The sequence below is a fragment of the Methylophilus sp. VKM B-3414 genome (genome assembly GCF_032248435.1).
Lineage (GTDB): Bacteria > Pseudomonadota > Gammaproteobacteria > Burkholderiales > Methylophilaceae > Methylophilus > Methylophilus glucosoxydans.
Map to the genome: position 1 here is coordinate 184,277 of NZ_JAVTLI010000003.1, position 22,974 is coordinate 207,250.

The 22,974-nt window shown below is 47.9% G+C and carries 24 protein-coding genes; 20 read left to right on the forward strand and 4 right to left on the reverse strand.

Annotation, left to right across the window (positions count from 1 at the left end; genetic code table 11):
- Positions 1-21: 21 nt before the first annotated feature.
- A complete protein-coding gene (dnaN, locus tag Q9292_RS03125; RefSeq protein WP_194749656.1) occupies positions 22-1,125 on the reverse strand; it encodes a DNA polymerase III subunit beta in 1,104 nt (367 codons plus the stop codon).
- Between the two features lie 248 nt (positions 1,126-1,373).
- Entirely contained in the window at positions 1,374-2,789 is a 1,416-nt protein-coding gene (gene dnaA, locus Q9292_RS03130; protein WP_313984657.1) for a chromosomal replication initiator protein DnaA, read from the reverse strand.
- A 327-nt stretch (positions 2,790-3,116) separates the two neighbouring features.
- Between dnaA and rpmH the strand changes: the two genes are divergently transcribed.
- Genes rpmH through mnmE form a run of 5 tightly spaced genes read left to right on the forward strand, consistent with a single transcriptional unit; the run spans position 3,117 to position 6,820 of the window.
- Entirely contained in the window at positions 3,117-3,251 is a 135-nt protein-coding gene (gene rpmH / locus Q9292_RS03135) for a 50S ribosomal protein L34 (protein ID WP_018987191.1), read from the forward strand.
- A gap of 31 nt (positions 3,252-3,282) precedes the next feature.
- The gene (rnpA, locus tag Q9292_RS03140; RefSeq protein WP_313984664.1) at positions 3,283-3,633 is read left to right on the forward strand and encodes a ribonuclease P protein component; all 351 of its coding nucleotides are present in this window, start codon (positions 3,283-3,285) and stop codon (positions 3,631-3,633) included.
- Positions 3,634-3,646: 13 nt separating this feature from the next.
- Positions 3,647-3,856: a membrane protein insertion efficiency factor YidD gene (gene yidD / locus Q9292_RS03145; protein ID WP_194749703.1), complete on the forward strand. Its 210-nt coding sequence runs from the start codon at positions 3,647-3,649 to the stop codon at positions 3,854-3,856.
- 17 nt (positions 3,857-3,873) lie between these two features.
- Positions 3,874-5,475 (forward strand): membrane protein insertase YidC, encoded by a 1,602-nt coding sequence (gene yidC / locus Q9292_RS03150; RefSeq protein ID WP_313984669.1) that lies wholly within the window; start codon positions 3,874-3,876, stop codon positions 5,473-5,475.
- Positions 5,465-6,820, forward strand: a complete 1,356-nt coding sequence (gene mnmE, locus Q9292_RS03155; protein ID WP_313984671.1) for a tRNA uridine-5-carboxymethylaminomethyl(34) synthesis GTPase MnmE — start codon at positions 5,465-5,467, stop codon at positions 6,818-6,820. The genes yidC and mnmE overlap by 11 nt, the downstream gene beginning before the upstream one ends.
- Before the next feature lie 9 nt (positions 6,821-6,829).
- On the opposite strand, the gene Q9292_RS03160 is transcribed toward mnmE, so the two are convergent.
- Positions 6,830-7,414, reverse strand: a complete 585-nt coding sequence (locus tag Q9292_RS03160) for a cytochrome b/b6 domain-containing protein (protein WP_194749661.1) — start codon at positions 7,412-7,414, stop codon at positions 6,830-6,832.
- A gap of 3 nt (positions 7,415-7,417) precedes the next feature.
- Positions 7,418-7,852: a cytochrome c'' gene (cycA, locus tag Q9292_RS03165; protein WP_194749662.1), complete on the reverse strand. Its 435-nt coding sequence runs from the start codon at positions 7,850-7,852 to the stop codon at positions 7,418-7,420.
- A gap of 210 nt (positions 7,853-8,062) precedes the next feature.
- On the opposite strand from cycA, the gene mnmG reads away from it, so the two are divergent.
- The 15 genes from mnmG to glmS all read left to right on the forward strand — a co-directional run bounded on the left by mnmG (position 8,063) and on the right by glmS (position 22,880).
- Positions 8,063-10,000: a tRNA uridine-5-carboxymethylaminomethyl(34) synthesis enzyme MnmG gene (gene mnmG / locus Q9292_RS03170; RefSeq protein ID WP_313985784.1), complete on the forward strand. Its 1,938-nt coding sequence runs from the start codon at positions 8,063-8,065 to the stop codon at positions 9,998-10,000.
- Complete coding sequence (gene rsmG, locus Q9292_RS03175; RefSeq protein ID WP_313984676.1) at positions 10,000-10,623, forward strand: 16S rRNA (guanine(527)-N(7))-methyltransferase RsmG; 624 nt, start codon at positions 10,000-10,002, stop codon at positions 10,621-10,623. Before mnmG ends, rsmG begins: the two co-directional genes overlap by 1 nt.
- Complete coding sequence (locus Q9292_RS03180; RefSeq protein ID WP_228518953.1) at positions 10,623-11,384, forward strand: ParA family protein; 762 nt, start codon at positions 10,623-10,625, stop codon at positions 11,382-11,384. The genes rsmG and Q9292_RS03180 overlap by 1 nt, the downstream gene beginning before the upstream one ends.
- A gap of 48 nt (positions 11,385-11,432) precedes the next feature.
- A complete protein-coding gene (locus Q9292_RS03185) occupies positions 11,433-12,293 on the forward strand; it encodes a ParB/RepB/Spo0J family partition protein (RefSeq protein ID WP_194749664.1) in 861 nt (286 codons plus the stop codon).
- A 148-nt stretch (positions 12,294-12,441) separates the two neighbouring features.
- On the forward strand, positions 12,442-12,834 hold the full coding sequence (locus Q9292_RS03190) for an ATP synthase subunit I (protein ID WP_194749665.1): 393 nt from the start codon (positions 12,442-12,444) through the stop codon (positions 12,832-12,834).
- A gap of 29 nt (positions 12,835-12,863) precedes the next feature.
- The gene (gene atpB / locus Q9292_RS03195) at positions 12,864-13,700 is read left to right on the forward strand and encodes a F0F1 ATP synthase subunit A (protein WP_124552423.1); all 837 of its coding nucleotides are present in this window, start codon (positions 12,864-12,866) and stop codon (positions 13,698-13,700) included.
- Between the two features lie 47 nt (positions 13,701-13,747).
- Positions 13,748-14,014: a F0F1 ATP synthase subunit C gene (atpE, locus tag Q9292_RS03200; protein WP_018987204.1), complete on the forward strand. Its 267-nt coding sequence runs from the start codon at positions 13,748-13,750 to the stop codon at positions 14,012-14,014.
- A gap of 79 nt (positions 14,015-14,093) precedes the next feature.
- On the forward strand, positions 14,094-14,564 hold the full coding sequence (locus Q9292_RS03205; protein ID WP_313984686.1) for a F0F1 ATP synthase subunit B: 471 nt from the start codon (positions 14,094-14,096) through the stop codon (positions 14,562-14,564).
- A gap of 17 nt (positions 14,565-14,581) precedes the next feature.
- The gene (locus tag Q9292_RS03210) at positions 14,582-15,118 is read left to right on the forward strand and encodes a F0F1 ATP synthase subunit delta (RefSeq protein ID WP_194749668.1); all 537 of its coding nucleotides are present in this window, start codon (positions 14,582-14,584) and stop codon (positions 15,116-15,118) included.
- Between the two features lie 16 nt (positions 15,119-15,134).
- Positions 15,135-16,676 carry a F0F1 ATP synthase subunit alpha gene (atpA, locus tag Q9292_RS03215; RefSeq protein WP_194749669.1) on the forward strand — a complete coding sequence of 514 codons (1,542 nt, stop codon included), beginning with the start codon at positions 15,135-15,137 and terminating at the stop codon, positions 16,674-16,676.
- Positions 16,677-16,705: 29 nt separating this feature from the next.
- On the forward strand, positions 16,706-17,575 hold the full coding sequence (gene atpG / locus Q9292_RS03220; RefSeq protein WP_275357504.1) for a F0F1 ATP synthase subunit gamma: 870 nt from the start codon (positions 16,706-16,708) through the stop codon (positions 17,573-17,575).
- A 67-nt stretch (positions 17,576-17,642) separates the two neighbouring features.
- Complete coding sequence (atpD, locus tag Q9292_RS03225; protein WP_194749671.1) at positions 17,643-19,079, forward strand: F0F1 ATP synthase subunit beta; 1,437 nt, start codon at positions 17,643-17,645, stop codon at positions 19,077-19,079.
- 68 nt (positions 19,080-19,147) lie between these two features.
- Positions 19,148-19,573, forward strand: a complete 426-nt coding sequence (locus Q9292_RS03230; RefSeq protein ID WP_194749672.1) for a F0F1 ATP synthase subunit epsilon — start codon at positions 19,148-19,150, stop codon at positions 19,571-19,573.
- A 96-nt stretch (positions 19,574-19,669) separates the two neighbouring features.
- Complete coding sequence (gene glmU / locus Q9292_RS03235) at positions 19,670-21,040, forward strand: bifunctional UDP-N-acetylglucosamine diphosphorylase/glucosamine-1-phosphate N-acetyltransferase GlmU (RefSeq protein WP_275357508.1); 1,371 nt, start codon at positions 19,670-19,672, stop codon at positions 21,038-21,040.
- Positions 21,041-21,044: 4 nt separating this feature from the next.
- Entirely contained in the window at positions 21,045-22,880 is a 1,836-nt protein-coding gene (gene glmS, locus Q9292_RS03240; protein WP_275357509.1) for a glutamine--fructose-6-phosphate transaminase (isomerizing), read from the forward strand.
- Positions 22,881-22,974: the final 94 nt, after the last annotated feature.

Below are 22,974 nucleotides of genomic sequence, written 5' to 3' on the forward strand. Positions count from 1 at the left end.
CGTGAAACACGGCTACCAGCATTATATGCGCATTGGCATCACAACATATTTATAGTTGGCATCGCTGCTTGCGGTGATCAGGCAACTGCTGTTGGCGTCTGCGAACGCAAATTGAATTTGTTCATCACTCAGATTGTTAAGCACATCAATCAGGTAAGTGACATTAAAACCAATATCCAGTGCGGCATTGCTGTAGTCGATATCGAGTTCTTCTTCTGCTTCTTCTTGCTCGGTGTTGGTGCTAATCAGTTTTAGCTGATTATTGGTGATGACCATGCGGATACTGCGATATTTTTCATTCGACAGAATAGAAGCACGTTGCAAGGCGCTCAGGATTTGTGTGCGATTGACCAGAAAAGTATTTTGATGACCATTGGGAATCACACGGTTGTAATCCGGAAACTTGCCATCAATCACTTTGCTGATCAGTTGGATATCACCAAATTCAAAGCTGACCTGTCCGTTCAAGACTTCAATCACGACAGGCGAATCTGACTGCTCATCCAGTAACTTCGTCAATTCCAGCACTGTTTTACGCGGCAAGATCACTTCTGTTTTTTCAAAGCTTTGCGCCAGGGTGGTATTGGTATAGCTTAAACGGTGTCCATCAGTGCCCACCACGTGCAACTGGTTGCCATTTACTTCCAGCAATAAGCCATTCAAATAATAGCGGATATCTTGTTGCGCCATGGCAAATTCTACTTGCTTGAGCAAGCGTTTGAACTCGGATTGTGCCAGGCTGAAACTGATGTTTTGGCCACTGGCTTTGCTCATCAAAGGATAATCTGCTGCAGGCAGTGTTTGCAGGTTAAAACGGCTCTTGCCTGCTTTCAGTGTAATGCGATTATCCTGATTATTCATTTCTATTGTGGTGCTGTCAGGCAATGAACGGCAGATATCCAGCAGTTTTTTTGCTGAAATCGTTGTACTCAATTCACCTTCAATGCCGCCATGTACTTTCAGAGAAATCTGCATTTCGAGGTCGGTGGCGGTCAAATGCATTTCATCCTGTTTGATATTAACCAACAGGTTAGAAAGGATAGGTAATGTATGCCGACGCTCTACGATGCCAGTCACACTATTGAGTGGTTTAAGCAAAACCTCACGGTTAATTTTGATTTGCATGGCCTGACCTAATTAATAACTTTATTTCAATATATAAAAGATAAGAATAATAGTAATGTTACGTTTTTTTGTGGGTAAGTCTAAAAATATAAATAATTCAAAGACTTATCCGAATATTGCCTTGTGCATAAATTGCGGTTTAAACCTGAATCGTTTGTGGCTGATATTGTAAACTGATTTTATTCAGTCTATACGCAATATTTAAGCACACGTCATTCTCAACTTATCCACAGCATGACTTGCTTGTTTTAATCCCTGATCACTTGTGTGAGTAAACCAATATCACGTGCCAGCGTCTGGTCATTCAAGCGTAATTGTTCAATTTCTTCGCAGGCATGCATCACGGTTGTGTGGTGACGTCCGCCAAAAGCTTCCCCGATCTCTGGAAAGCTATGATTGGTAAGCTCTCGCGCCAAAGACATGGCCACCTGGCGCGGTCTGGCGACATTGCGTGAGCGTTTTTTGCTAAACATATCGCTGACTTTGATTTTGTAATAGTCAGCCACTGTCTTTTGAATGTTTTCGATGGTGATCTGGCGGCCGCGTACGGCAATCAGGTCTCGTAGTGCGTCTTTGGCCAGATGGACATCAATGGCATGACCGGTAAAGTTAGCCATGGCAATAATACGATTCAATGCGCCTTCGAGTTCTCGCACGCTGGAGCGTATCTGTTTGGCGACAAAAAAGGCCACATCTTCATGCAGATCTATATTCAGGTTTTCAGCCTTTTTGCGCAGAATGGCTACCCGCATTTCCAGTTCTGGTGGTTCCACTGCGACAGTAAGCCCCCAGCTGAAGCGGGTACGTAGCCGTTCATCCATGTCTGCGATTTCTTTAGGATAGGTATCGCAAGTGATGACTATTTGTTTTTTTTCTTCAATCAGCGTGTTAAATGCGTAGAAGAACTCTTCCTGGGTGCGTGTTTTTTTGGCGAAAAACTGAATATCATCAATTAGCAATAGATCCAGCGAATGATAAAGTTGTTTGAACTCATCAAACGCCTTGTTTTCATAAGCTTTTACCACATCGGAGACATAACGTTCTGCGTGCAGGTAACGGATATTCGCTTCTGGTTTAATTTTCTTTAATTCGTTGCCGATGGCTTGTAGCAAATGTGTTTTGCCTAAGCCGACACCGCCATAAATAAACAGTGGGTTATATGCTTGGCCAGGATTGCCTGCCACCTGTATTGCCGCAGCGCGTGCCAGCTGGTTTGCACGGCCAGTGACATAGTTATCAAACAAGAAGCTGTCATTGAGCCCACTACTCTTCTCGTTTTTAACCGGTTTTGCGCTTGCTCGTTGAATGGGGGGCCGATTTGGTTTGGTTACGGTTTTTGTCGGTGCTGTTGCAATGGCGGCTTCAACCGGGTTTTCGCTCACACTGACTGCCTTGTTAACAACGGTGGGTGCTGCCGGTGCCAAGGATTCACTACTGTCGACAATCAGTTCAAGAATGGCTGTTGGAGAGAGTTCGGTCGCTATCGTCTCTATGCGTGAAAAAAACTTGCTTTTAACCCATTGCATGACAAATTTGTTGGGCGCAACAATTTGCACGGATTCCCCATTAATGCGTGCTTTCAGGGGTTTGATCCAGGTGTTGTATTGTTGTGCTGACAGCTCTTGCTCGAACTTTAACAAACAATAGGCCCAAAAATTTTCCATTGCTCCAGTGCTTTTTTAAAAGTAATTGCAACACATTGATCGCGAAGACGGATCAGTGTGTTGAATATTTATTCGTTATAATTGCCAGGAAAGAGTGGCAGAAGAAGTGGTCTTGTCTTGGTTGTTGTCATGACCATCTGTTGAGTATTCTAAACGTTTTAAGGCGAGTTATCCACAGCCCGCCATCATAAAAAATTAAAAAAAATCATTGACATAAACTCTGAATTTGATGTTTAATTAAGGGTTTTTGAAATCGGCAAATATTGAGCGTAATAATCAAGCTTGCCGGATTAGAGTTTAATTGCCATTTTTGGCTGGAGTTTAATAATGAAACGTACCTATCAACCATCTAAAACCCGTCGTGCACGTACCCATGGCTTTCTGGTACGTATGAAAACCAAAGGTGGTCGTGCAGTGATTGCTGCTCGTCGCGCTAAAGGTCGTAAACGTTTGGGTCTGTAATCCCTGACGATGCATTGCGGATACTCAATGCATGACATTGTATAAGCTAAAAAAAACGGATGAATTTTCATCCGTTTTTAGTTTCAGGAAGCGGTTTTATGGTGAATGGTTATTTGCCAATATCAAACCAAATCAGCTTTCACATCACCGCTACGGTCTGGTTGTTTCAAAAAAAGTGTCCAAACTGGCGGTCAGACGCAATTACATGAAACGGGTGTTGCGAGAAGTCTTGCGTGCTCACCCAGCAATTGCGCCTGTTTGTTTTGATGTGGTGGTACAAGTGCGTAAGCCGTTCAAACAAGGTGAATTTGCTCAAGTGCGTCAAGATGTAGAGACTTTGCTACGCCGTTTAAGCAAATCCGTGCATGTGCATGCTTCCTGATGAATTCTTGCCGATGAAGACGTTGTTGATATTCTTGATCAAGTGTTACCAATGGGGACTCAGTCCCTGGTTGGGAAGACAATGTCGTTTTCACCCTACCTGTTCACACTATGCCATTGAGGCCTTGCAACGCTATGGTGCGTGGCGTGGGAGTGTGTTAGCCTTACGCCGCATCGGTCGTTGTCATCCCTGGCATCCAGGTGGTGTAGACCCCCTACCCTGACTTTTAAACGAAATCTTATGGATACTCGCCGTCTAATTCTGTTCGTGATTTTTTCTTTTTCCATCATGTTGCTGTGGGATGCCTGGCAACAAGACCATTCACCACAACCAACTGCCGAGCAAGTGGCACAAGCGCTGCCTGAAACTGCTGATAAACCGCAGGTAGATGGCTTTCATTTAAACAAAGGCACACGTATCGCCGTCACAACTGATCGTTATTCGGCGGTGATTGACACTGCCGGCGGTGATTTACGTCAATTATCCTTGTTAGAACATAAAGCAGATAATGGCGCTGGCCCTTATGAGTTGATGAGTGATAGCAGTAAAGACAAATTATATGTTGCGCAAACCGGCCTCAAGGGTGAAGGCTTGCCTACGCATTATGAAAGCTTTACCTCTGAGGCTAGCAGCTACCAAATGCAAGCGGATCAACAAACGTTGGATATCCGTTTAACTGCCCCGGAGAAGAATGGTATTGCAGTAGACAAGATTTACCGCTTTCATCGTGGTGAATATGTCATTGATGTGTTGTATGAAATTAAGAATAACAGCGAAAAAGCCATTTCGCCTTCGGTGTATTACCAAATCATTCACGATAATGAATCCAATCAGGGTTCTAAAATGATGCCGACCTTTACTGGCGGCGCTTATTTCACCGAAGCAGACAAATACAACAAGGTGAAATTTGATGAAATGGCCAAAAAGGATGTTTCTATCAATGCTAAAGATGGTTGGATTGGCTTGGTACAACATTACTTTGTCAGCGCCTGGATTCCACAATCAAAAGCTGAACGCAAGTTTTACACGACAAAACTCAGTGAGCATGACTTCTCAATTGGTACTATTTTGCCTGTAGGTGAAATTGCACCAGGGACAAGTAAAACAGTAGACGCAAAATTATTCAGTGGACCGCAAGTTCAGCAAGCTTTGGAAGCGACGGCGCCTGGCTTGGAATATGTGGTCGATTACGGCATTTTGACCGTGATTGCTAAACCGTTAATGTGGTTGTTGAGTCATATCCACGATCTGGTGAAAAACTGGGGTGTGTCGATTATTGTGCTGACCATCCTCATCAAGGCAGCTTTCTTCAAACTGTCAGCTTCTGGCTATCGCAATATGGCGCATTTGCGCGAAATTGCCCCACGCATGCAAGCACTGAAAGACAAGTTTGGCGACGACAAGCAAAAGCTGCAGCAAGCCATGATGGAAATGTATCGCACCGAAAAAATTAACCCGATGGGTGGTTGCTTGCCCATACTGGTACAAATCCCGGTGTTTATTTCCTTGTATTGGGTATTGTTGGGCTCTGTAGAATTACGGCATGCCCCATTTTTTGGCTGGATACAGGATCTTTCCGCCACCGATCCCTATTTTGTGTTGCCCATATTGATGGGCGCCACCATGATCATCCAAACCTTCTTGAATCCACCACCGACTGATCCGATTCAAGCCAAAGTGATGAAGATTATGCCTGTGTTGTTCAGCGTATTCTTCTTCTTCTTTCCTGCCGGATTGGTGTTGTACTGGCTGGTCAACAATATCCTGTCTATCTGGCAACAATGGGCAATTAATCGCATGATCCACGCCGAAGCGCTGGCGAAAAAAGGACATGGCAAATAATCTTCCGATTGCCAACGATACCATTGCCGCGATTGCAACCGCCCCCGGTGCAGGCGGCATTGGTGTCGTCAGGGTCTCCGGCCCGCTAGCAGCCAGTATTGCTGCTAAAATTCTCGGGCACTGCCCACCCCCGCGTCACGCAGCGTATCTTTCTTTTCTACAAGCCGACGGTGTATTAATAGATCGTGGCATTGCGATTTATTTCCCCAATCCTCATTCGTATACAGGTGAAGATGTGCTTGAGCTACAGGCGCATGGCGGGACTGCGTTGATGCAAATCTTGCTTGCGCGTTGCATCGAATGCGGTGCACGCCACGCCGTGGCCGGCGAGTTCACACAACGCGCATATTTGAATGACAAACTGGATCTCGCACAAGCTGAAGCAGTGGCTGATCTGATCAATGCCTCGACCGAGGAAGCAGCCCGCAGTGCAGTTCGATCGTTGTCTGGTGAGTTTTCTAATGCGGTACAGGACTTGTTGCATCAATTGATTGATTTGCGGATGTATGTCGAGGCTTGCCTGGATTTTCCTGAGGAAGAGATTGATTTCATCACGCAAGGGCGAGTGTTGGAAAAGCTTCAACAAAATCAGGTCACCTTGCAAAGAATTTTCCACCAGGCAAAACAGGGTGCTTTGCTGCGCGAAGGCATGAATGTGGTGTTGATTGGACAGCCCAATGTTGGCAAATCCAGTTTATTAAATGCTTTATCTGGTGAAGAGGTTGCGATTGTGACACCGATAGCTGGTACGACACGTGATACCATCAAAAACGTCATTCAAATCCAGGGTGTGCCTTTGCATATCATTGATACTGCAGGTTTGCGTGAGACCGAAGATACCGTGGAGCAATTTGGCATAGCCCGGACCTGGAAAGCGATTGCAAGTGCGCATGTGGCTTTGTTACTTGTGGATAGTCAGCATGGCATTGGTGCATTTGAAAAGTCCATTCTTGAAAAGTTACCGAGTCAGGTCAAAAAAGTTTGGGTGCACAATAAGATAGATGTTTCACGTGAAACATCGCACACTGATGTTATTGATCATGAGCAGCACGTGTTTTTATCAGCCAAGACAGGTCTAGGTATTCCTTTGTTGCAAAAAACTTTGCTGGAGATGATTGGTTATCAACCTGGCGGAGAAGGTGTGTTTATGGCAAGGGCTAGACACTTGCAGGCGTTGCAAGCCGTATCAGAGCACTTAAGTTATGCGGTGAGCCAAATGAATGCTGCGGAGCTCATTGCAGAAGAGTTGCGTTGCGCACAAGAGGCGTTGGGTAGTATCACTGGCGAGTTTACGCCGGATGATTTGCTTGGGGAAATATTCAGTCGTTTTTGTATAGGTAAATAAAAACCCGCATCAGCGGGTTTTTTTTCGGGGGAACGGTGTGTTTTTTTGGTCAAACCGTTCTTCAATACTGCATACGCGTTTACACCCTGTAATCATCGCCCAGATCAGGTTATCACGATTGATGATGCTTTCAAAAATCACACCGAAGACATGGACCACCACCACACCCAGCCATGTCCAAGTCACATAGTGATGTAAGGTTTTGGCCATTTCATCATCAATAAAGTCCCAGCCATTGTTATAAACAATGCAGCCGGAACCTACCGTCAGGATGCCTAGGCCCAGCATCGCATAAATTGCTATCGCACCTGTAGGGTTGTGGCCGATATAGTGCTTGGCTGTTCCATGGATAAGCTTGTAGAGATGCTTCAGCGCCCACACAGGGTTCAGCGGGAAGCTATGAAAGTTGGCATAACCTGTGGAAATAATGCCCCAGATAATGCGCGCCACGATCAGAGTGCCGGCCACATAACCCGCATAAGCATGATGTAGCCGATCCCACATCGAGTCGTGCGTATAAAAGGCATAAGCAAACGCCGCGACCAGTGACCAATGGAAGATCCGTATAAACGGATCCCATACGTAACGTAGCATTGATTATTTGCTAGGTTTTGTTTCGGTTAACAGATAAGCGATAAAGTTTGCCTTTTCTGAAGGTGAGCAGTCTGCACCCAAAATATCATTGCAGTGCTTGGTGAACTCTTCTTCTACTTTATCAATATCGGTAAAGCGCTTGGTATTCACGCGTGGTGCCAGTGGAGGGATTTCCTTGCCAGTTACGATGTTCTTGCCAACGTTTGCAGGGTTGTTAGTGTGGCAAGAGGCACATGCCGCTTCTTTACCACTAGGTGTTTTGAATTTGCGGTTAAAGAAAATTTTACCATCAGTAATGGATGGGGCTTCGTACATGGAGTTTGCAGAGTGTGCAATGTTGGTATATTTGTATACCAGTTTTTCTGCATTGGTGACATCAGCCAATGCGTGCGCAGAAAAAAGAACCCCGAATACGGCAATGATTGTTTTGATTTTCATGGTAATAGCTCCTTGGTTGTTTTAGGAAAAATTCTATTCTTGTTATGTTAAGCAAATATGGCCTGCTTGTTATTGATTTGTATTAAACCGTAAATACATTGTATTAAATCATAGTTTAGGTGTAACAATGCAGTGATTTAAATGACCATTTAGTAAGTTTAAGCTAAAATCATAAATCTTTTTAAATCAAACAGTTCAAGATTCTTTATGATGGACTTTCCTGATCGATTCGATGTCATTGTGGTGGGTGGTGGGCATGCCGGCACCGAGGCTGCACTGGCGGCTGCCCGTATGGGTCAAAAAACCCTCTTGTTGAGCCACAACATTGAAACTCTGGGGCAAATGTCCTGTAACCCTTCTATTGGTGGCATAGGCAAGGGTCATCTGGTCAAAGAGGTTGATGCCCTCGGTGGCGCCATGGCGGCCGCCACTGATGAGGGAGGCATCCAGTTTCGTATCTTGAATTCTAGCAAAGGCCCGGCTGTGCGTGCCACGCGTGCGCAAGCCGATCGCATTTTGTACAAGGCGGCCATTCGACGCCGTCTGGAGAACCAGCAAAATTTGTGGCTGTTTCAGCAGGCTGTAGACGATATCATTCTTGAGAATCATCGCGCTGCGGGAGTGGTAACGCAGATTGGTTTGCGTTTCTATGCAAAGTCGGTGGTGCTCACTGCAGGGACATTTTTGGGTGGCTTGGTGCATGTGGGTTTGCAAAGTTATAGCGCCGGGCGCGCCGGAGACCCGCCCGCAATCTCCCTGGCCGCTAGGCTAAGAGAAATTGGTCTCCCGGCTGGCCGGCTAAAAACTGGAACACCACCACGTATTGATGGTAGAACCATTGATTACAGTGTGATGACTGAGCAGCCTGGTGATACACCAGTGCCTGTGTTCTCCTTTTTGGGTAATATAGCCCAGCATCCGCAACAGTTACCTTGCTGGATTACGCATACCAATCAGCAGACGCATGACATTATCCGCAGTGGATTGGATCGTTCGCCGATGTACACGGGTGTGATTGAAGGTGTGGGCCCGCGTTATTGCCCCTCTGTTGAAGACAAAATTCATCGCTTTGCCGACAAAGAGTCTCATCAGGTATTTCTTGAGCCTGAGGGGTTGACCACCCATGAGATCTATCCGAACGGTATTTCCACCAGTTTGCCTTTTGATATTCAGTTATCGTTGGTGCGTTCAATTCGCGGGCTGGAGCAAGCGCATATCTTGCGCCCCGGATACGCCATTGAATACGACTATTACGATCCAAGAGGATTAAAGTCAACTCTCGAAACTAAGGCTGTGCAGGGCTTGTTTTTTGCCGGGCAGATCAATGGGACAACCGGCTACGAAGAGGCGGCAGCACAAGGGCTGTTAGCGGGTGCAAATGCCGCACTTTATGCGCAGGATAAAGACGGTTGGTGCCCCTCCCGTGAACAAGCCTATTTGGGTGTGTTGGTGGATGATTTGATTACAACGGGTGTGAATGAGCCATACCGGATGTTTACTAGCCGTGCAGAGTACCGATTGCAGTTGCGTGAAGATAATGCAGATATGCGTTTGACCGAAGTCGGTCGTCAACTGGGGTTGGTTGATGATGTGCGCTGGGCGGCCTTCTGTAAAAAACAGGAAGCGATCACGCGTGAGCAAGCAAGATTGAAGCGCACGTTTTTACAGCCTGACCAAGGTCAACCCCTGGGCAATAGCCAAAATAAAATTGTTTCACGTGAAACACAAACGTTGGTTTTTGGTAAAGCTTTGGAGCATGAGTATTCGTTGTTTGAATTATTACGGCGTCCAGAGGTGAGTTATCAATCATTGCTGGAGATTGTTCCCTCCTCTGAAGTGTTGGCCGAAGATGTGATGGAGCAAGTAGAAATTGCTGCCAAGTATCAAGGCTATATTGATCGCCAAAATGAGGAAATTTCACGCCAAAAAAATAGTGAGCACGTCAAGTTGGGCGATGCTATCGATTATAATGATGTGCATGGCTTGAGTATTGAAGCGCGGCAAAAACTGCTAGCACAGAAACCGGAAACAATTGGCCAAGCCAGTCGCATCCAGGGGATTACCCCTGCCACGATTTCTTTGTTGATGGTTTATCTCAAGCGTAAACAGAAAAAGCAGAGCCAGTCTGGCGATATTGCAGCAGCATGATGGAATTGGCTTCAAAGTTAGCGGCCGGTGTCGAGTTGCTCGGTTTGCAGGCGATGGTTACGCCTGAAATGCAGGAGAAGTGTCTCGCTTATATGGCGCTTATGCAAAAGTGGAACAAGGTCTATAACCTGACTGCGGTCCGTGATTCAGAAGAGATGCTGGTGCTACATGTGCTGGATAGTTTGAGCGTTCTGCCTTTTGTAGAGGCCGGTAATGTGCTGGACGTAGGCAGTGGTGGAGGCTTGCCAGGGTTGATAATCGCAATTACGCGTCCCGAGGTCGAAGTCACCACGATTGATACTGTACAAAAAAAAGCTATCTTTATGCGGCAGGTCAAGGCTGAGCTGGGATTGTCAAACGCGCAAGTGGTGCATGGCCGGGTTGAAGCGTATGCGCCCCCTACTCGCTTTTCACAAGTGATCTCGAGAGCCTTTTCCGATATTGCTTTGTTCAAGCAGTTGACTGCACATCTAATTGCGCCACGGGGGCGATGGTTAGCCATGAAGGGAGTGGTGCCAAGCGATGAGTTGGCGCAGGCAAAGGTCATCCCCAAAGAAGTGATCCGTCTTCATGTACCCTACTTGCAGGCCGAAAGACATTTAATCGTGTTTGAGAATACATAATGAAAATAATTGCCATCACCAACCAAAAAGGGGGGGTCGGTAAAACCACCACTTGCGTCAATCTGGCTGCCAGTTTGGCCGAGCACGGAAAAAAAGTCTTGTTAGTCGATCTGGATCCACAGGGTAATGCCAGTACTGGCAGTGGTATTGATAAATCACATTTAAAAGACAGTATTTATCAGGTGCTGATTGGTAACAAGACACTGCAGGAGGTGGTGATTCATGCTGAAGCTGCTAAGTATGATGTGGCGGCTTCTAATCGCGACCTTGCTGGGGCTGAGGTGGAATTGGTCAATGAAATGGCACGTGAAACGCGGTTGAAAAATGCAATTCTAAAGTTGGGTGATGATCGCTACGATTTTGTCTTGCTGGACTGTCCGCCTTCATTAAATCTGGTGACCGTTAACGCATTAACTGCAGCACACTCAGTCATGATCCCGATGCAATGTGAGTATTATGCACTGGAAGGCTTGTCTGATCTGGTCAATACTGTCAAGAAAGTGCGCGCTCACTTAAATCCTGTTCTGGAGATAGAGGGTTTGCTGCGTACCATGTTTGATAACCGCAATATGCTGGCACAGCAAGTGTCAGCCCAGCTGGTGAATCACTTTGGCAAAAAGGTGTATCAAACCATTATTCCGCGCAATGTCAGACTGGCTGAGGCGCCCAGTTACGGCATGCCTGTTTTGCTGTATGACCGTTCTTCCAAGGGTGCGCAGGCTTATCTTGAATTGGCGCAAGAAATCATTCAAAAAAATTAATTATTCATCCTTTTCATTTCAGACATACATTTATAAGGAAGTAGCAGCATGGTGAAGCCCAAGGGACTCGGTCGCGGACTCGACGCATTGTTATCAGGGGATGCGGAAACAATTGCCCAGTCAGACATGTTGCGCACATTGCCTGTAGGGCAGTTGCAGCCAGGCAAGTATCAGCCGCGTTCCTATATGAACGAAGAAGCTCTGCAAACGTTGGCTGACTCGATCGCGGCACAAGGCATTATGCAGCCGATTCTGGTACGTGAAATTGCCCCGGAAAAATTTGAGATTATTGCCGGTGAACGTCGCTGGCGTGCTTCGCAAAAGGCGGGCCTGACCGAAGTGCCCGTGCTGGTGCGGGAAATTGCCGACGAAGCCGCACTGGCGATGGCGCTGATTGAAAATATTCAGCGTGAAAACCTCAATCCACTCGAAGAAGCCATGGGCATTAAGCGCCTGATTGACGAATTTGAGATGACGCACGAAAAAGCGGCACAAGCTGTGGGTCGCTCGAGAGTGGCGGTGTCCAACTTGTTGCGCCTGCTGACATTGACCCCTATGGTGCAGGATATGTTGCTGGATAACCAGATCGACATGGGCCATGCCCGTGCGTTGGTGGGCATAGAGCCGGCCCAGCAAATCTTATTGGCAAACAAGGTGGTTCAGGATGGCTTATCTGTGCGTGAAGTAGAGCGCATGATTCAATCCGAGCCGGCGAGCGGCAAAAAAGCCAAGCCTGCCGTGCATCCAGATGTGGCGACTCTGCAAAACCAACTCAGTGAACAGTTGGGGGCTGAGGTCAGTATTAGCAGTAAGGCGAACGGTGCGGGTGTCTTGAAACTGAGTTTTGCAAATCTGGATCAGCTTGATGATTGGATAGCGAAACTGACCGACAATCACCTAAAATCGTAAGCAAAATGACGTAGCCAACCTGCAGGCCTCGATTTTTCCAGCTCATTCAGGCAGTTATGGCTAGTTTGGTGCTTGACTTCGTCGGGTGAATAATTCAAAATCTCGCGTCTTTGTAGTATTTTGTCTAGAATTTTTGCGGGCTAACCCCATGAGTGGTCTCGAAACCCAAGCGGCTGGCATGTCGCTTTACCGTAACATGCTGCGCTGGCAACTCATGGCGACAGCGGCAGTGACCATAGCAGCATTTGCATTGGCAGGGATCAATGCAGCATTATCAGCCTTGATGGGCGGCATTTCTGTTGTGATCGGTGCCTGGTTTGCTGCAAGAATTGCAGCCAAAGGTCAGCTGAAAACAGATCCCACGGCGGTATTACTCAATTTACTCAAGGCAGAAGCAGTAAAAATATTAATCATCGCGATTATCCTGTTTGTGGTTTTCAAGCTGTTTCATGCATTGGTGCCTTTTGCATTGATTGCAGGCTTGGCAGCCGCTGCGCTTTTTTCTGGCGCCGCGCTCGCAAAATCACAAGCAAATGTGTAGACCAGTTAACTTAAAAATAGTTTGAACATATGACAACCGAACACGCACAACACGCAGAACTGACTCCTTCTGAATATATCGCGCACCACCTGAGCTTTAATGCACAAGGTGTGAATGGCAATGCCACCTCTGAAGGCTTTTGGGTATTGCACTATGACACCCTGCTGACTTCAGTCGTGCTGGGTTTGCTGGTGATGGGGCTGATCTGGTGGGTGGCACGCGGAGCGACCGCTGGCGTACCGACTAAGCGTCAGGCGTTTGTTGAGTTGTTATTCGGTTTTGTCGATGACCAGGTTAAAAACATTTTCCACGGTAACCGTCATTCCTTTATTGCGCCGGCTGCGCTGACCGTGTTTGTTTGGGTGCTGGTCATGAACGCGATGGACTTCCTGCCGGTAGACCACGTAGCAAATGTGGCATCAGCAATTGGTGGTGAGCATACCAAATGGCGTATCGTCCCTACTTCTGACATTAACACCACGTTTGCTTTGGCACTGGCGGTGTGGTTCCTGATGATTTTCTTCTCTATCAAAGCCAAAGGCCTGGGTGGCTGGATTCACGAATTGTTCTGTGCGCCATTTGGTAGCAATCCTTTGGTATGGCCTGCCAACTTCTTGTTTAACCTGATTGAATACGTTTCAAAACCACTTTCTCACTCATTGCGTCTGTTCGGTAACATGTACGCTGGTGAAATCATCTTCTTGCTGTTGGGTATGTGGGCTGCCACTGGCCTGACTGGTACCGTTGCCGGTGCTGTACTGGGTGCTGGATGGTCTATCTTCCACATCCTGATTGTGGCCTTGCAAGCGTTTATTTTCATGATGCTGACTGTGGTCTACCTGGCCATGGCGCATGAATCGCACTAATTTTTAACTTTGTCGTTGTTTTAATTCTTTATAAGAGAGGGTATTAAATGGAAGCATTAGCATTGATTCAAGCCTACACAGGCGTTGGTATTGGTTTGATCATTGGTTTGGGTGCCGCTGGCGCTTGTATCGGTATTGGTATCATGTGTGCAAGTTTCCTGGAAGGCGCTGCTCGTCAACCAGAAATGATCCCTGCCCTGCAAGGTAAAGTATTCCTGCTGTTGGGTTTGATCGACGCTTCTTTCATTATCGGTGTTGGTCTGGCAATGATGTTTGCATTCGCAAACCCATTGTTGAGCGTTGTTGCCAAGTAATTTTTACTCGGTAATCACCGCCCGGTAGGGTTTAAGTAGTGACTTAAACCTTTCAACCAATCAGTATGATGGATCCAACATGAATATTAATTTCACACTCATCGCGCAAGCTATCGCATTTGCAGTGTTGATCTGGTTCACAGTGAAATTCGTTTGGCCGCCGCTGTTAAAAGCGATCGAAACACGCCAAAAGGAAATCGCAGATGGTTTGGCTGCTGCCCAAGAGGGCAAGAATGCCCTGGAAGTGGCTGCCAAAAAATCTGAAGCAACATTGAACGAGGCCAAACAAAAAGCAAGTGAGATCATTGGGCAAGCCGAAAAACGCGCCGCTCAAATCATTGATGAAGCCAAAGCAAACGCCAAGGCTGAAGGTGATCGCATTATTGCCGGTGCCAAAGCTGAAATCGATCAGGAAGTGAACCGTGCCAAAGAGGGTCTGCGTGCACAGGTTTCAACACTGGCTGTGGCTGGTGCAGAAAAAATCCTGCGCAAAGAGATTGATGCCAAAGCACATAGCGAAATGTTGTCTAAACTCGCTGCGGAACTATAAGGTTAAAGGGATAAAACATGGCTGAACTCTCAACCATTGCAAGGCCTTATGCTGTCGCTGCCTACAAGTTGGGCAAAGAGAAAAATGCATTGGCAACATGGTCTGATATGTTGGCATTGGCAGCCGGAGTGGCTTCTAATGACCAAATGAAAACCCTGATTGATAACCCCAAACTGAATGCTGCAGATGTTGAAGGCGCATTCCTCAAAGTCTGTGGCGACAATCTTAACGAGCATGGTCAAAATTTGATCAAGACTTTGGTTGAATATGGCCGTTTATCCTTATTGCCTGCCATTGCTGAAGCCTTTGAGGCTTTAAAAGCGCAAGATGAAGGCACCTTGGACGCACAAATCATTGCCGCTGCCAAAATCACGGCAACGCAAACCAAAGATTTGGTCAAGCGTCTGGAAGCCAAGTTCGGCAAGAAAATTGAAGCAAGCGTTTCCGTTGATCCGGAAATCATCGGCGGCATCAAAATTATTGTTGGCGACACCGTTATCGACGCGTCTGTCCAAGGTCAGTTACAAAATTTAGCCTATACGCTCACAGCATAAGGCATAGGAGAATTAAATGCAGTTATCTACATCAGAGATTAGCGAGCTTATTAAGAGCCGTTTGGAAAACTTCTCTACCGCCGCAGAAGCACGTACCCAGGGTACTGTGATTTCTGTGACAGACGGCATTGTGCGCATTCACGGCCTGTCTAACGTCATGGCTGGTGAGATGATCGAGTTTCCAGGCAACACATTCGGTCTGGCATTGAACCTGGAGCGTGACTCCGTGGGTGCCGTGGTGCTGGGTGAGTATGAACACATCACTGAAGGCGACGTCTGTAAATGTACAGGTCGTATTCTGGAAGTGCCAGTGGGCCCCGAGCTGATTGGCCGTGTGGTGAACGCGTTGGGTCAGCCGATTGATGGCAAGGGTCCAGTCAACACCAAGTTGACAGACAAAATTGAAAAAATCGCCCCAGGCGTGATTGCACGTAAATCCGTGTCACAGCCTGTACAAACTGGTTTGAAGTCTATTGACTCCATGGTGCCAGTGGGTCGTGGTCAGCGTGAATTGATCATTGGTGACCGTCAGACAGGTAAAACAGCGGTTGCTGTCGATGCGATCATTAACCAAAAAGGTCAGAACATGACCTGTATCTACGTTGCGATTGGCCAGAAAGCTTCTACCATTGCTAACGTGGTACGCAAACTTGAAGAGCACGGCGCGATGGCCTATACCATCGTGGTGGCGGCAACTGCTTCTGACTCGGCTGCCCTGCAATTCCTGGCACCCTATGCTGGTTGTACCATGGGTGAATACTTCCGTGACCGTGGTGAAGATGCATTGATTGTCTACGATGACTTGTCCAAACAAGCTGTGGCATACCGTCAGATTTCCCTGTTGCTGCGTCGTCCACCAGGCCGTGAAGCTTACCCAGGTGACGTGTTCTACATCCACTCCCGTCTGCTGGAGCGTGCTGCGCGCGTCAATGAAGAATATGTTGAAAAATTCACCAACGGTGAAGTTAAAGGCAAAACAGGTTCATTGACTGCCTTGCCAGTGATTGAAACACAAGCTGGTGACGTGTCTGCATTCGTTCCAACCAACGTGATTTCGATTACCGATGGTCAGATCTTCCTGGAAAGTGACCTGTTTAACGCTGGTGTCCGCCCTGCGATCAACGCCGGTATTTCCGTGTCTCGTGTGGGTGGTGCAGCGCAAACTAAAGTGATCAAAAAACTGGGCGGTGGTGTCCGTCTGGCTTTGGCGCAGTATCGTGAATTGGCTGCGTTTGCGCAGTTTGCTTCCGACTTGGACGAAGCGACCCGCAAACAGCTGGACCGCGGTCGTATGTTTACTGAGTTGATGAAGCAAGCCCAATACGCACCTTTGAGTGTGGCGAATATGGGTATCAGCCTGTTTGCTGCTAACAAAGGTTACTTTGATGATGTGCCAACCAACAAAGTCTTGGCCTTTGAAAACGCATTGCACGGTTTCCTGAGCTCCAAGTACAAAAATATCGTTGATACGATCGAATCCAGCAAGGATTTGAGCGGTGATAACGAAAAGGCACTGGAAGCAGCAATTCAGGACTTCAAAGCGACCAACGCTTATTAATCTCTGACACTTCGACTTAGGAAACGCATATGGCAGGAAGTAAAGAGATTAGAACCAAGATCAAGAGTGTAGAAAATACACGCAAGATCACCAAAGCGATGGAGATGGTGGCCGCCTCTAAAATGCGCAAGGCGCAGGATAGAATGCGTGCCTCCCGCCCTTATGCGGAAAAAATCCGCAACGTGGCGGCTCACCTTTCATTTGCACAATCAGAGTATCGTCATCCGTTTTTGATTAAACGTGACGTGGTGAAAAACGTGGGTCTGATTGTCGTCAGCTCGGACAAAGGATTGTGCGGTGGCTTGAATACCAACGTACTGCGCATGTCGGTGAACCAGATGAAAACCTGGGAAAGCGAAGGCAAAGGCATCAGCGTCAGCGCCATTGGTAACAAAGGCTATGGCTTCATGAACCGGGTGGGCGCACAAGTGAAATCCCATATCACCGGTTTGGGCGATACTCCGCATCTGGAAAAACTCATCGGCACCATCAAGGTGATGCTCGATGCGTACATTGCCGGTGAAATTGATCAGCTTTACATCTGCTATACCAAATTCATCAATACCATGAAGCAAGTGCCAACCATGCAACAATTGTTGCCTTTGACTGGCGAGCAACTGGGCAGTCCTAATGGTCATTGGGATTACATCTATGAGCCAGAAGCAAAACCGGTCGTAGATGAATTGATGATGCGTTACATTGAGTCATTGATTTATAACGCAGTGGCTGAAAACATGGCCTCTGAGCAATCTGCCCGTATGGTAGCGATGAAATCAGCCTCAGATAACGCTAAGAGCGTGATTGGTGAACTGAAACTGGTCTACAACAAGGCGCGTCAGGCTGCCATTACCAAAGAGATTTCTGAAATCGTCGGCGGTGCAGCTGCGGTTTCGTCCTAAGGGTGCGTTTTAAGGCAGCAAGTTTAAGAATTCAATTAGATCTGACTCATACAGTTAGGAAAAGAAAATGGCAAAGGCAAATCAAGCAGTAACAGGTAAAGTAGTGCAGTGTATCGGCGCTGTGGTTGACGTGGAGTTTCCACGCGATCAGATGCCTAAAGTATTCGATGCATTGATTATTGATGACAAAGATTCCAAAGCTGAGACTGGCTTGACTTTGGAAGTGCAACAGCAATTGGGCGACGGTATTGTCCGTACCATCGCCATGGGTTCCTCCGATGGTCTGGCACGTGGCACTGCGTTCAAAAACACAGGTGCAGCGATCTCTGTCCCAGTCGGTGAAGGCACATTGGGCCGTATCATGGACGTATTGGGCCGCCCAATCGACGAAGTCGGTCCTATCGACTCACAAGAATTCCGTTCTATCCACCAGAAAGCGCCAGCGTTTGAAGAGCTGTCTCCTTCTGTTGACCTGCTTGAAACAGGCATCAAGGTGATTGACCTGGTTTGCCCGTTTGCTAAAGGCGGTAAAGTGGGTCTGTTCGGCGGTGCGGGTGTAGGTAAAACCGTGAACATGCTGGAACTGATCAACAACATTGCTAAACAGCACTCCGGTTTGTCCGTATTTGCCGGTGTAGGTGAGCGTACCCGTGAAGGTAACGACTTCTACCACGAGATGGCAGAAGCTGGCGTGATCAAGCTGGACAATATGAAAGAGTCCAAAGTGGCGATGGTGTTCGGTCAGATGAACGAACCTCCTGGTAACCGTTTGCGCGTCGCGTTGTCCGGTTTGACCATGGCTGAAAAATTCCGTGACGAAGGCCGTGACGTGTTGTTCTTCGTAGACAACATTTACCGTTACACACTGGCCGGTACTGAAGTATCTGCGTTGCTGGGCCGTATGCCATCTGCCGTAGGTTACCAACCTACCCTGGCTGATGAAATGGGCCGTCTGCAAGAGCGTATTACTTCAACCAAAGTCGGTTCTATTACATCTATCCAGGCCGTTTACGTACCTGCGGATGACTTGACTGACCCATCCCCAGCAACCACATTCCAGCATTTGGACTCGACCGTGGTTCTATCACGTGACATTGCTTCATTGGGTATTTACCCAGCGGTTGACCCACTGGATTCAACTTCACGTCAGCTGGATCCACAAATTGTGGGTGAAGAGCACTACTCCGTTGCACGTGCGGTGCAGTCTACACTGCAACGTTATAAAGAGCTGCGCGACATTATTGCGATTCTGGGCATGGACGAGCTGTCACCTGAAGATAAACTGGTGGTTGGCCGTGCACGTAAGATCCAACGTTTCTTGTCACAGCCTTTCCACGTGGCAGAAGTGTTTACCGGTGCGCCTGGTAAATATGTACCACTGAAAGAAACCATTAAAGGCTTTAAAGCCATTGTAAATGGTGAGTATGACCACTTGCCAGAACAAGCCTTCTACATGGTAGGTGGCATTGAAGAGGCTGTTGAAAAGGCTAAAACACTGAACTAATGGATATGACTACAGGCAGATGGGTGCCATCTGCCTGTTTATTTCAGTGATATAGAAAAGAGAACATTATGGCAAATACAGTGCATGTCGATGTGGTGAGTGCCGAAGAATCTATCTTCTCCGGTGAAGCCGAATTTGTCGTGGCCCCGGCAGGTGCAGGTGAAGTGGGTATTTACCCAAATCACGCACCAATGATTACCACGATCAAGCCCGGTGCATTGCGTATCAAGCAATCTGCAGAACAGGAAGAAACCCTGATCTTTATTTCTGGCGGCATGCTGGAAGTGCAACCAGGCATGATTACCGTACTGGCGGATACAGCCATTCGTGGGCAGGATCTGGACGAAGCCAAGGCTATTGCAGCTAAGGAAGCGGCGGAAGAAGCATTGAAAAACCGTTCTTCGGAGATTGACTATGCCGCAGCGCAAGCTGAGTTGGCAGAGGCTGTTGCACAAATCCAGGCAATTCAGAAATTGCGTAAATCAGTCCACTAGTTGTTGCATTAGCGTTTAACATTAAATTTAATGCAGACAATGACAAATGAGGCGGCTTTCAAGCCGCCTTTTTTGTTTCTGAGATAAAATAATCGCATGACTGATTTGAATATTGTAATTCTGGCGGCAGGCAAAGGCACCCGTATGCGCTCAGATCTGCCTAAGGTACTGCATGCCATTGGCGGCACACCGATACTGCATCATGTGATCAACGCCGCACGCAAACTCAATCCTCAAAAAATCATTGTGGTCTATGGTTTTGGGGGTGAACAGGTCCAGCAACAAACCCCGGGCGAGGATTTGGTGTGGGTTTTACAAGCCGAGCAACTGGGGACCGGACATGCCGTTCAGCAAGCCCTCCCCCATCTGCCTGCGCAAGGAAAAACACTGATTCTGCTTGGCGATGTGCCGCTGGTCGATGTTGAGGCCTGTCGCGACATGCTGTCACAGGCAGATGCACATCTGGTTGTGCAAACGTTTATCAAGGATGATCCGACCGGTTATGGCCGTATCGTGCGCAATGCACAAAATCAGGTTGTGGCCATTGTTGAGCATAAGGATGCCAGTGAAGCACAACGAGCCCTTCAGGAAGTGAATACCGGCATTATGGCCATGCCTAATGCAGCGCTGAAGCATTGGCTGGCTCAACTGCAAAACAACAATGCGCAGCAAGAGTATTATCTGACAGATATCATTGCAATGTCTGTGAACGAAGGACGGGCGGTACTACCACATGTGGTCGCCGATGCCTGGTCTGTTACCGGCATCAATTCCAAGCTGGATTTACAACAGATGGAGCGTGAATATCAACACAGACAGGCGCTCAACTTGATGACGCAAGGCGTCACCCTCATGGATGCACAGCGAATTGATATTCGAGGTCACCTGAACTGCGGCCGTGATGTGCGTATTGATGTGAACTGTGTCTTTGAAGGGGAAGTCACCTTGGAAGATGGTGTTGATGTCGGTCCAAATTGTGTGATCAAAAATGCTGTGATTGCACGCAATACCACATTAGCTGCATTTACCCATATAGAAGAGGCCAGGGTCGGACAGGATAGTAAAGTTGGCCCATTTGCGCGTTTGCGGCCAGGCACGCACCTGGCTGCCGAGACCCATGTGGGTAACTTCGTCGAACTTAAAAATGCCAGCGTCGGCCTGGGTAGCAAGGTCAATCACTTGAGTTATGTGGGGGACGCCACAGTCGGGGCAAACGTCAATATTGGTGCGGGAACGATTACTTGCAATTATGATGGGGCCAATAAACATCAGACTGTGATAGAAGATGATGTGTTTGTGGGTTCTGACAGTCAATTGGTCGCTCCTGTGACCATAGGCAAAGGGGCGACGATTGCCGCAGGCTCCACCATCACTAAAGATGTGCCGGCAGAGACATTAACGCTCTGTCGTGCACGTGAGCAACGTTCAATTCAAGGATGGAAACGTCCGCAAAAGGTGAAAAAATAAACATATGTGTGGCATTGTCGGTGCAGTTTCAAACCGTAATATTGTTCCCTTGTTAATTGAAGGCCTTAGCCGGCTGGAATATCGCGGCTATGACTCAGCGGGGATTGCTGTACTCAACCAGTCCATCGTACGTGTGCGTGCGGTCGGCCGCGTCTCTGAATTAGAGCGCAAAGCACAGGGCTTAACCAGCCAGATCGGCATAGGCCACACGCGTTGGGCAACGCACGGTGGCGTCACCGAACAAAATGCACACCCGCATGTTTCGCCTACGCAAGACCAGGCTGAAATCGCCGTGGTACATAACGGCATTATCGAAAACCACGATGAACAGCGTGACCGTTTACAAGCCTTGGGTTATCACTTTACTTCACAAACTGATACCGAAGTGATTGCCCATCTGGTGCATTATTATTACCAGCAGAGCAAAGACCTGCTGGTGGCTGTCAGACAAGCGATCAGTGAGCTGACCGGGGCGTATGCGATCAGTGTGATCGCCCTGGCCCAGCCACAAACCATGATTGTTGCCCGCTTGGGCTGCCCACTGTTGATTGGCTATGGAGAAGGCGAAAATTTCGTTGCTTCCGATGTGTCTGCGGTGCTGTCAGCCACGCGTAAAGTGGTTTATCTGGAAGATGGCGATGTCGCCACCTTGCAAACTGATCGCGTGACGATTATCGATAAGCAAGGTGAAACCGTGCAGCGCAAAGTGCACATGAGTGATGTCTCTCTGGCCTCATTGGAATTGGGCCCATATAGCCATTTCATGCAAAAAGAGATTCATGAGCAACCACGCGCGATTAGCGATACCATTGAGGCGCTTATTGATGATGGCGCTTTCAGGTGTGAATTGTTTGGTGCGACAGCAGCTGACATTTTCAAACAGATTGATAGCGTATTGATTTTAGCGGCGGGGACCAGCTATTACGCGGGCATGACCGCCAAATACTGGCTGGAAAGCATCGCAAAAATTCCAACCTCAGTCGAAATCGCCAGCGAATACCGGTATCGTGATTCGGTGCCTAATCCCAAGCAGCTGATCGTCACCATTTCGCAATCCGGTGAAACGTTGGATACGATGGAAGCGCTCAAACATGCCCAAAAACTGGGGCATCCTTTCAGTCTTGCCATCTGCAACGTGCAAGAAAGCGCCATCCCACGGGCATCATCCCTGATTTACTACACACGTGCTGGTGCAGAAATCGGCGTGGCCAGTACCAAGGCGTTTACCACGCAATTGATTGCATTGTTTGTCCTGTCAGTTACCCTGAGCAAAGTGCGCGGTCTCTTGACCGATGCGCAAGAGCAACAATACCTGGCCGAGCTGCGCCAACTGACCGGCAGCGTGCAAATTGCGCTGAATCTGGAGCCGCAGATTCGCGAATGGGCCCATCGCTTTGGCGATAAGGAGCATGCGCTGTTCCTCGGTCGTGGCATCCACTTCCCGATTGCGATGGAAGGCGCGCTCAAGCTTAAAGAGATTTCCTATATCCATGCCGAAGCCTATCCTGCCGGTGAGTTAAAACATGGCCCCTTGGCGCTGGTTGATAGCAATATGCCTGTGGTGGTGATTGCCCCCAACGATGCCTTGCTTGAAAAGGTCAAGTCCAACATGCAGGAAGTCCGGGCGCGCGGTGGCGAGTTGTTTGTGTTTGCGGATGCAGACAGTCACTTTCATGCGTCTGAAGGCGTACAGGTCATCCGCACGCCGCGCCATGTCGGCGCGCTCTCCCCGGTATTGCATGTGATTCCGGTGCAGCTGCTGGCGTATCACGCCGCCTTGTTTAAAGGCACCGATGTAGACAAACCACGTAACCTGGCCAAGAGTGTGACCGTCGAATAATCATAAACCCCAGAAAAGCCCCGAGATTCGGGGCTTTTTTTTCAATACAAAATGGCGATGACTGCCATAAACTGGTAATCGGTGCTAATCAGGA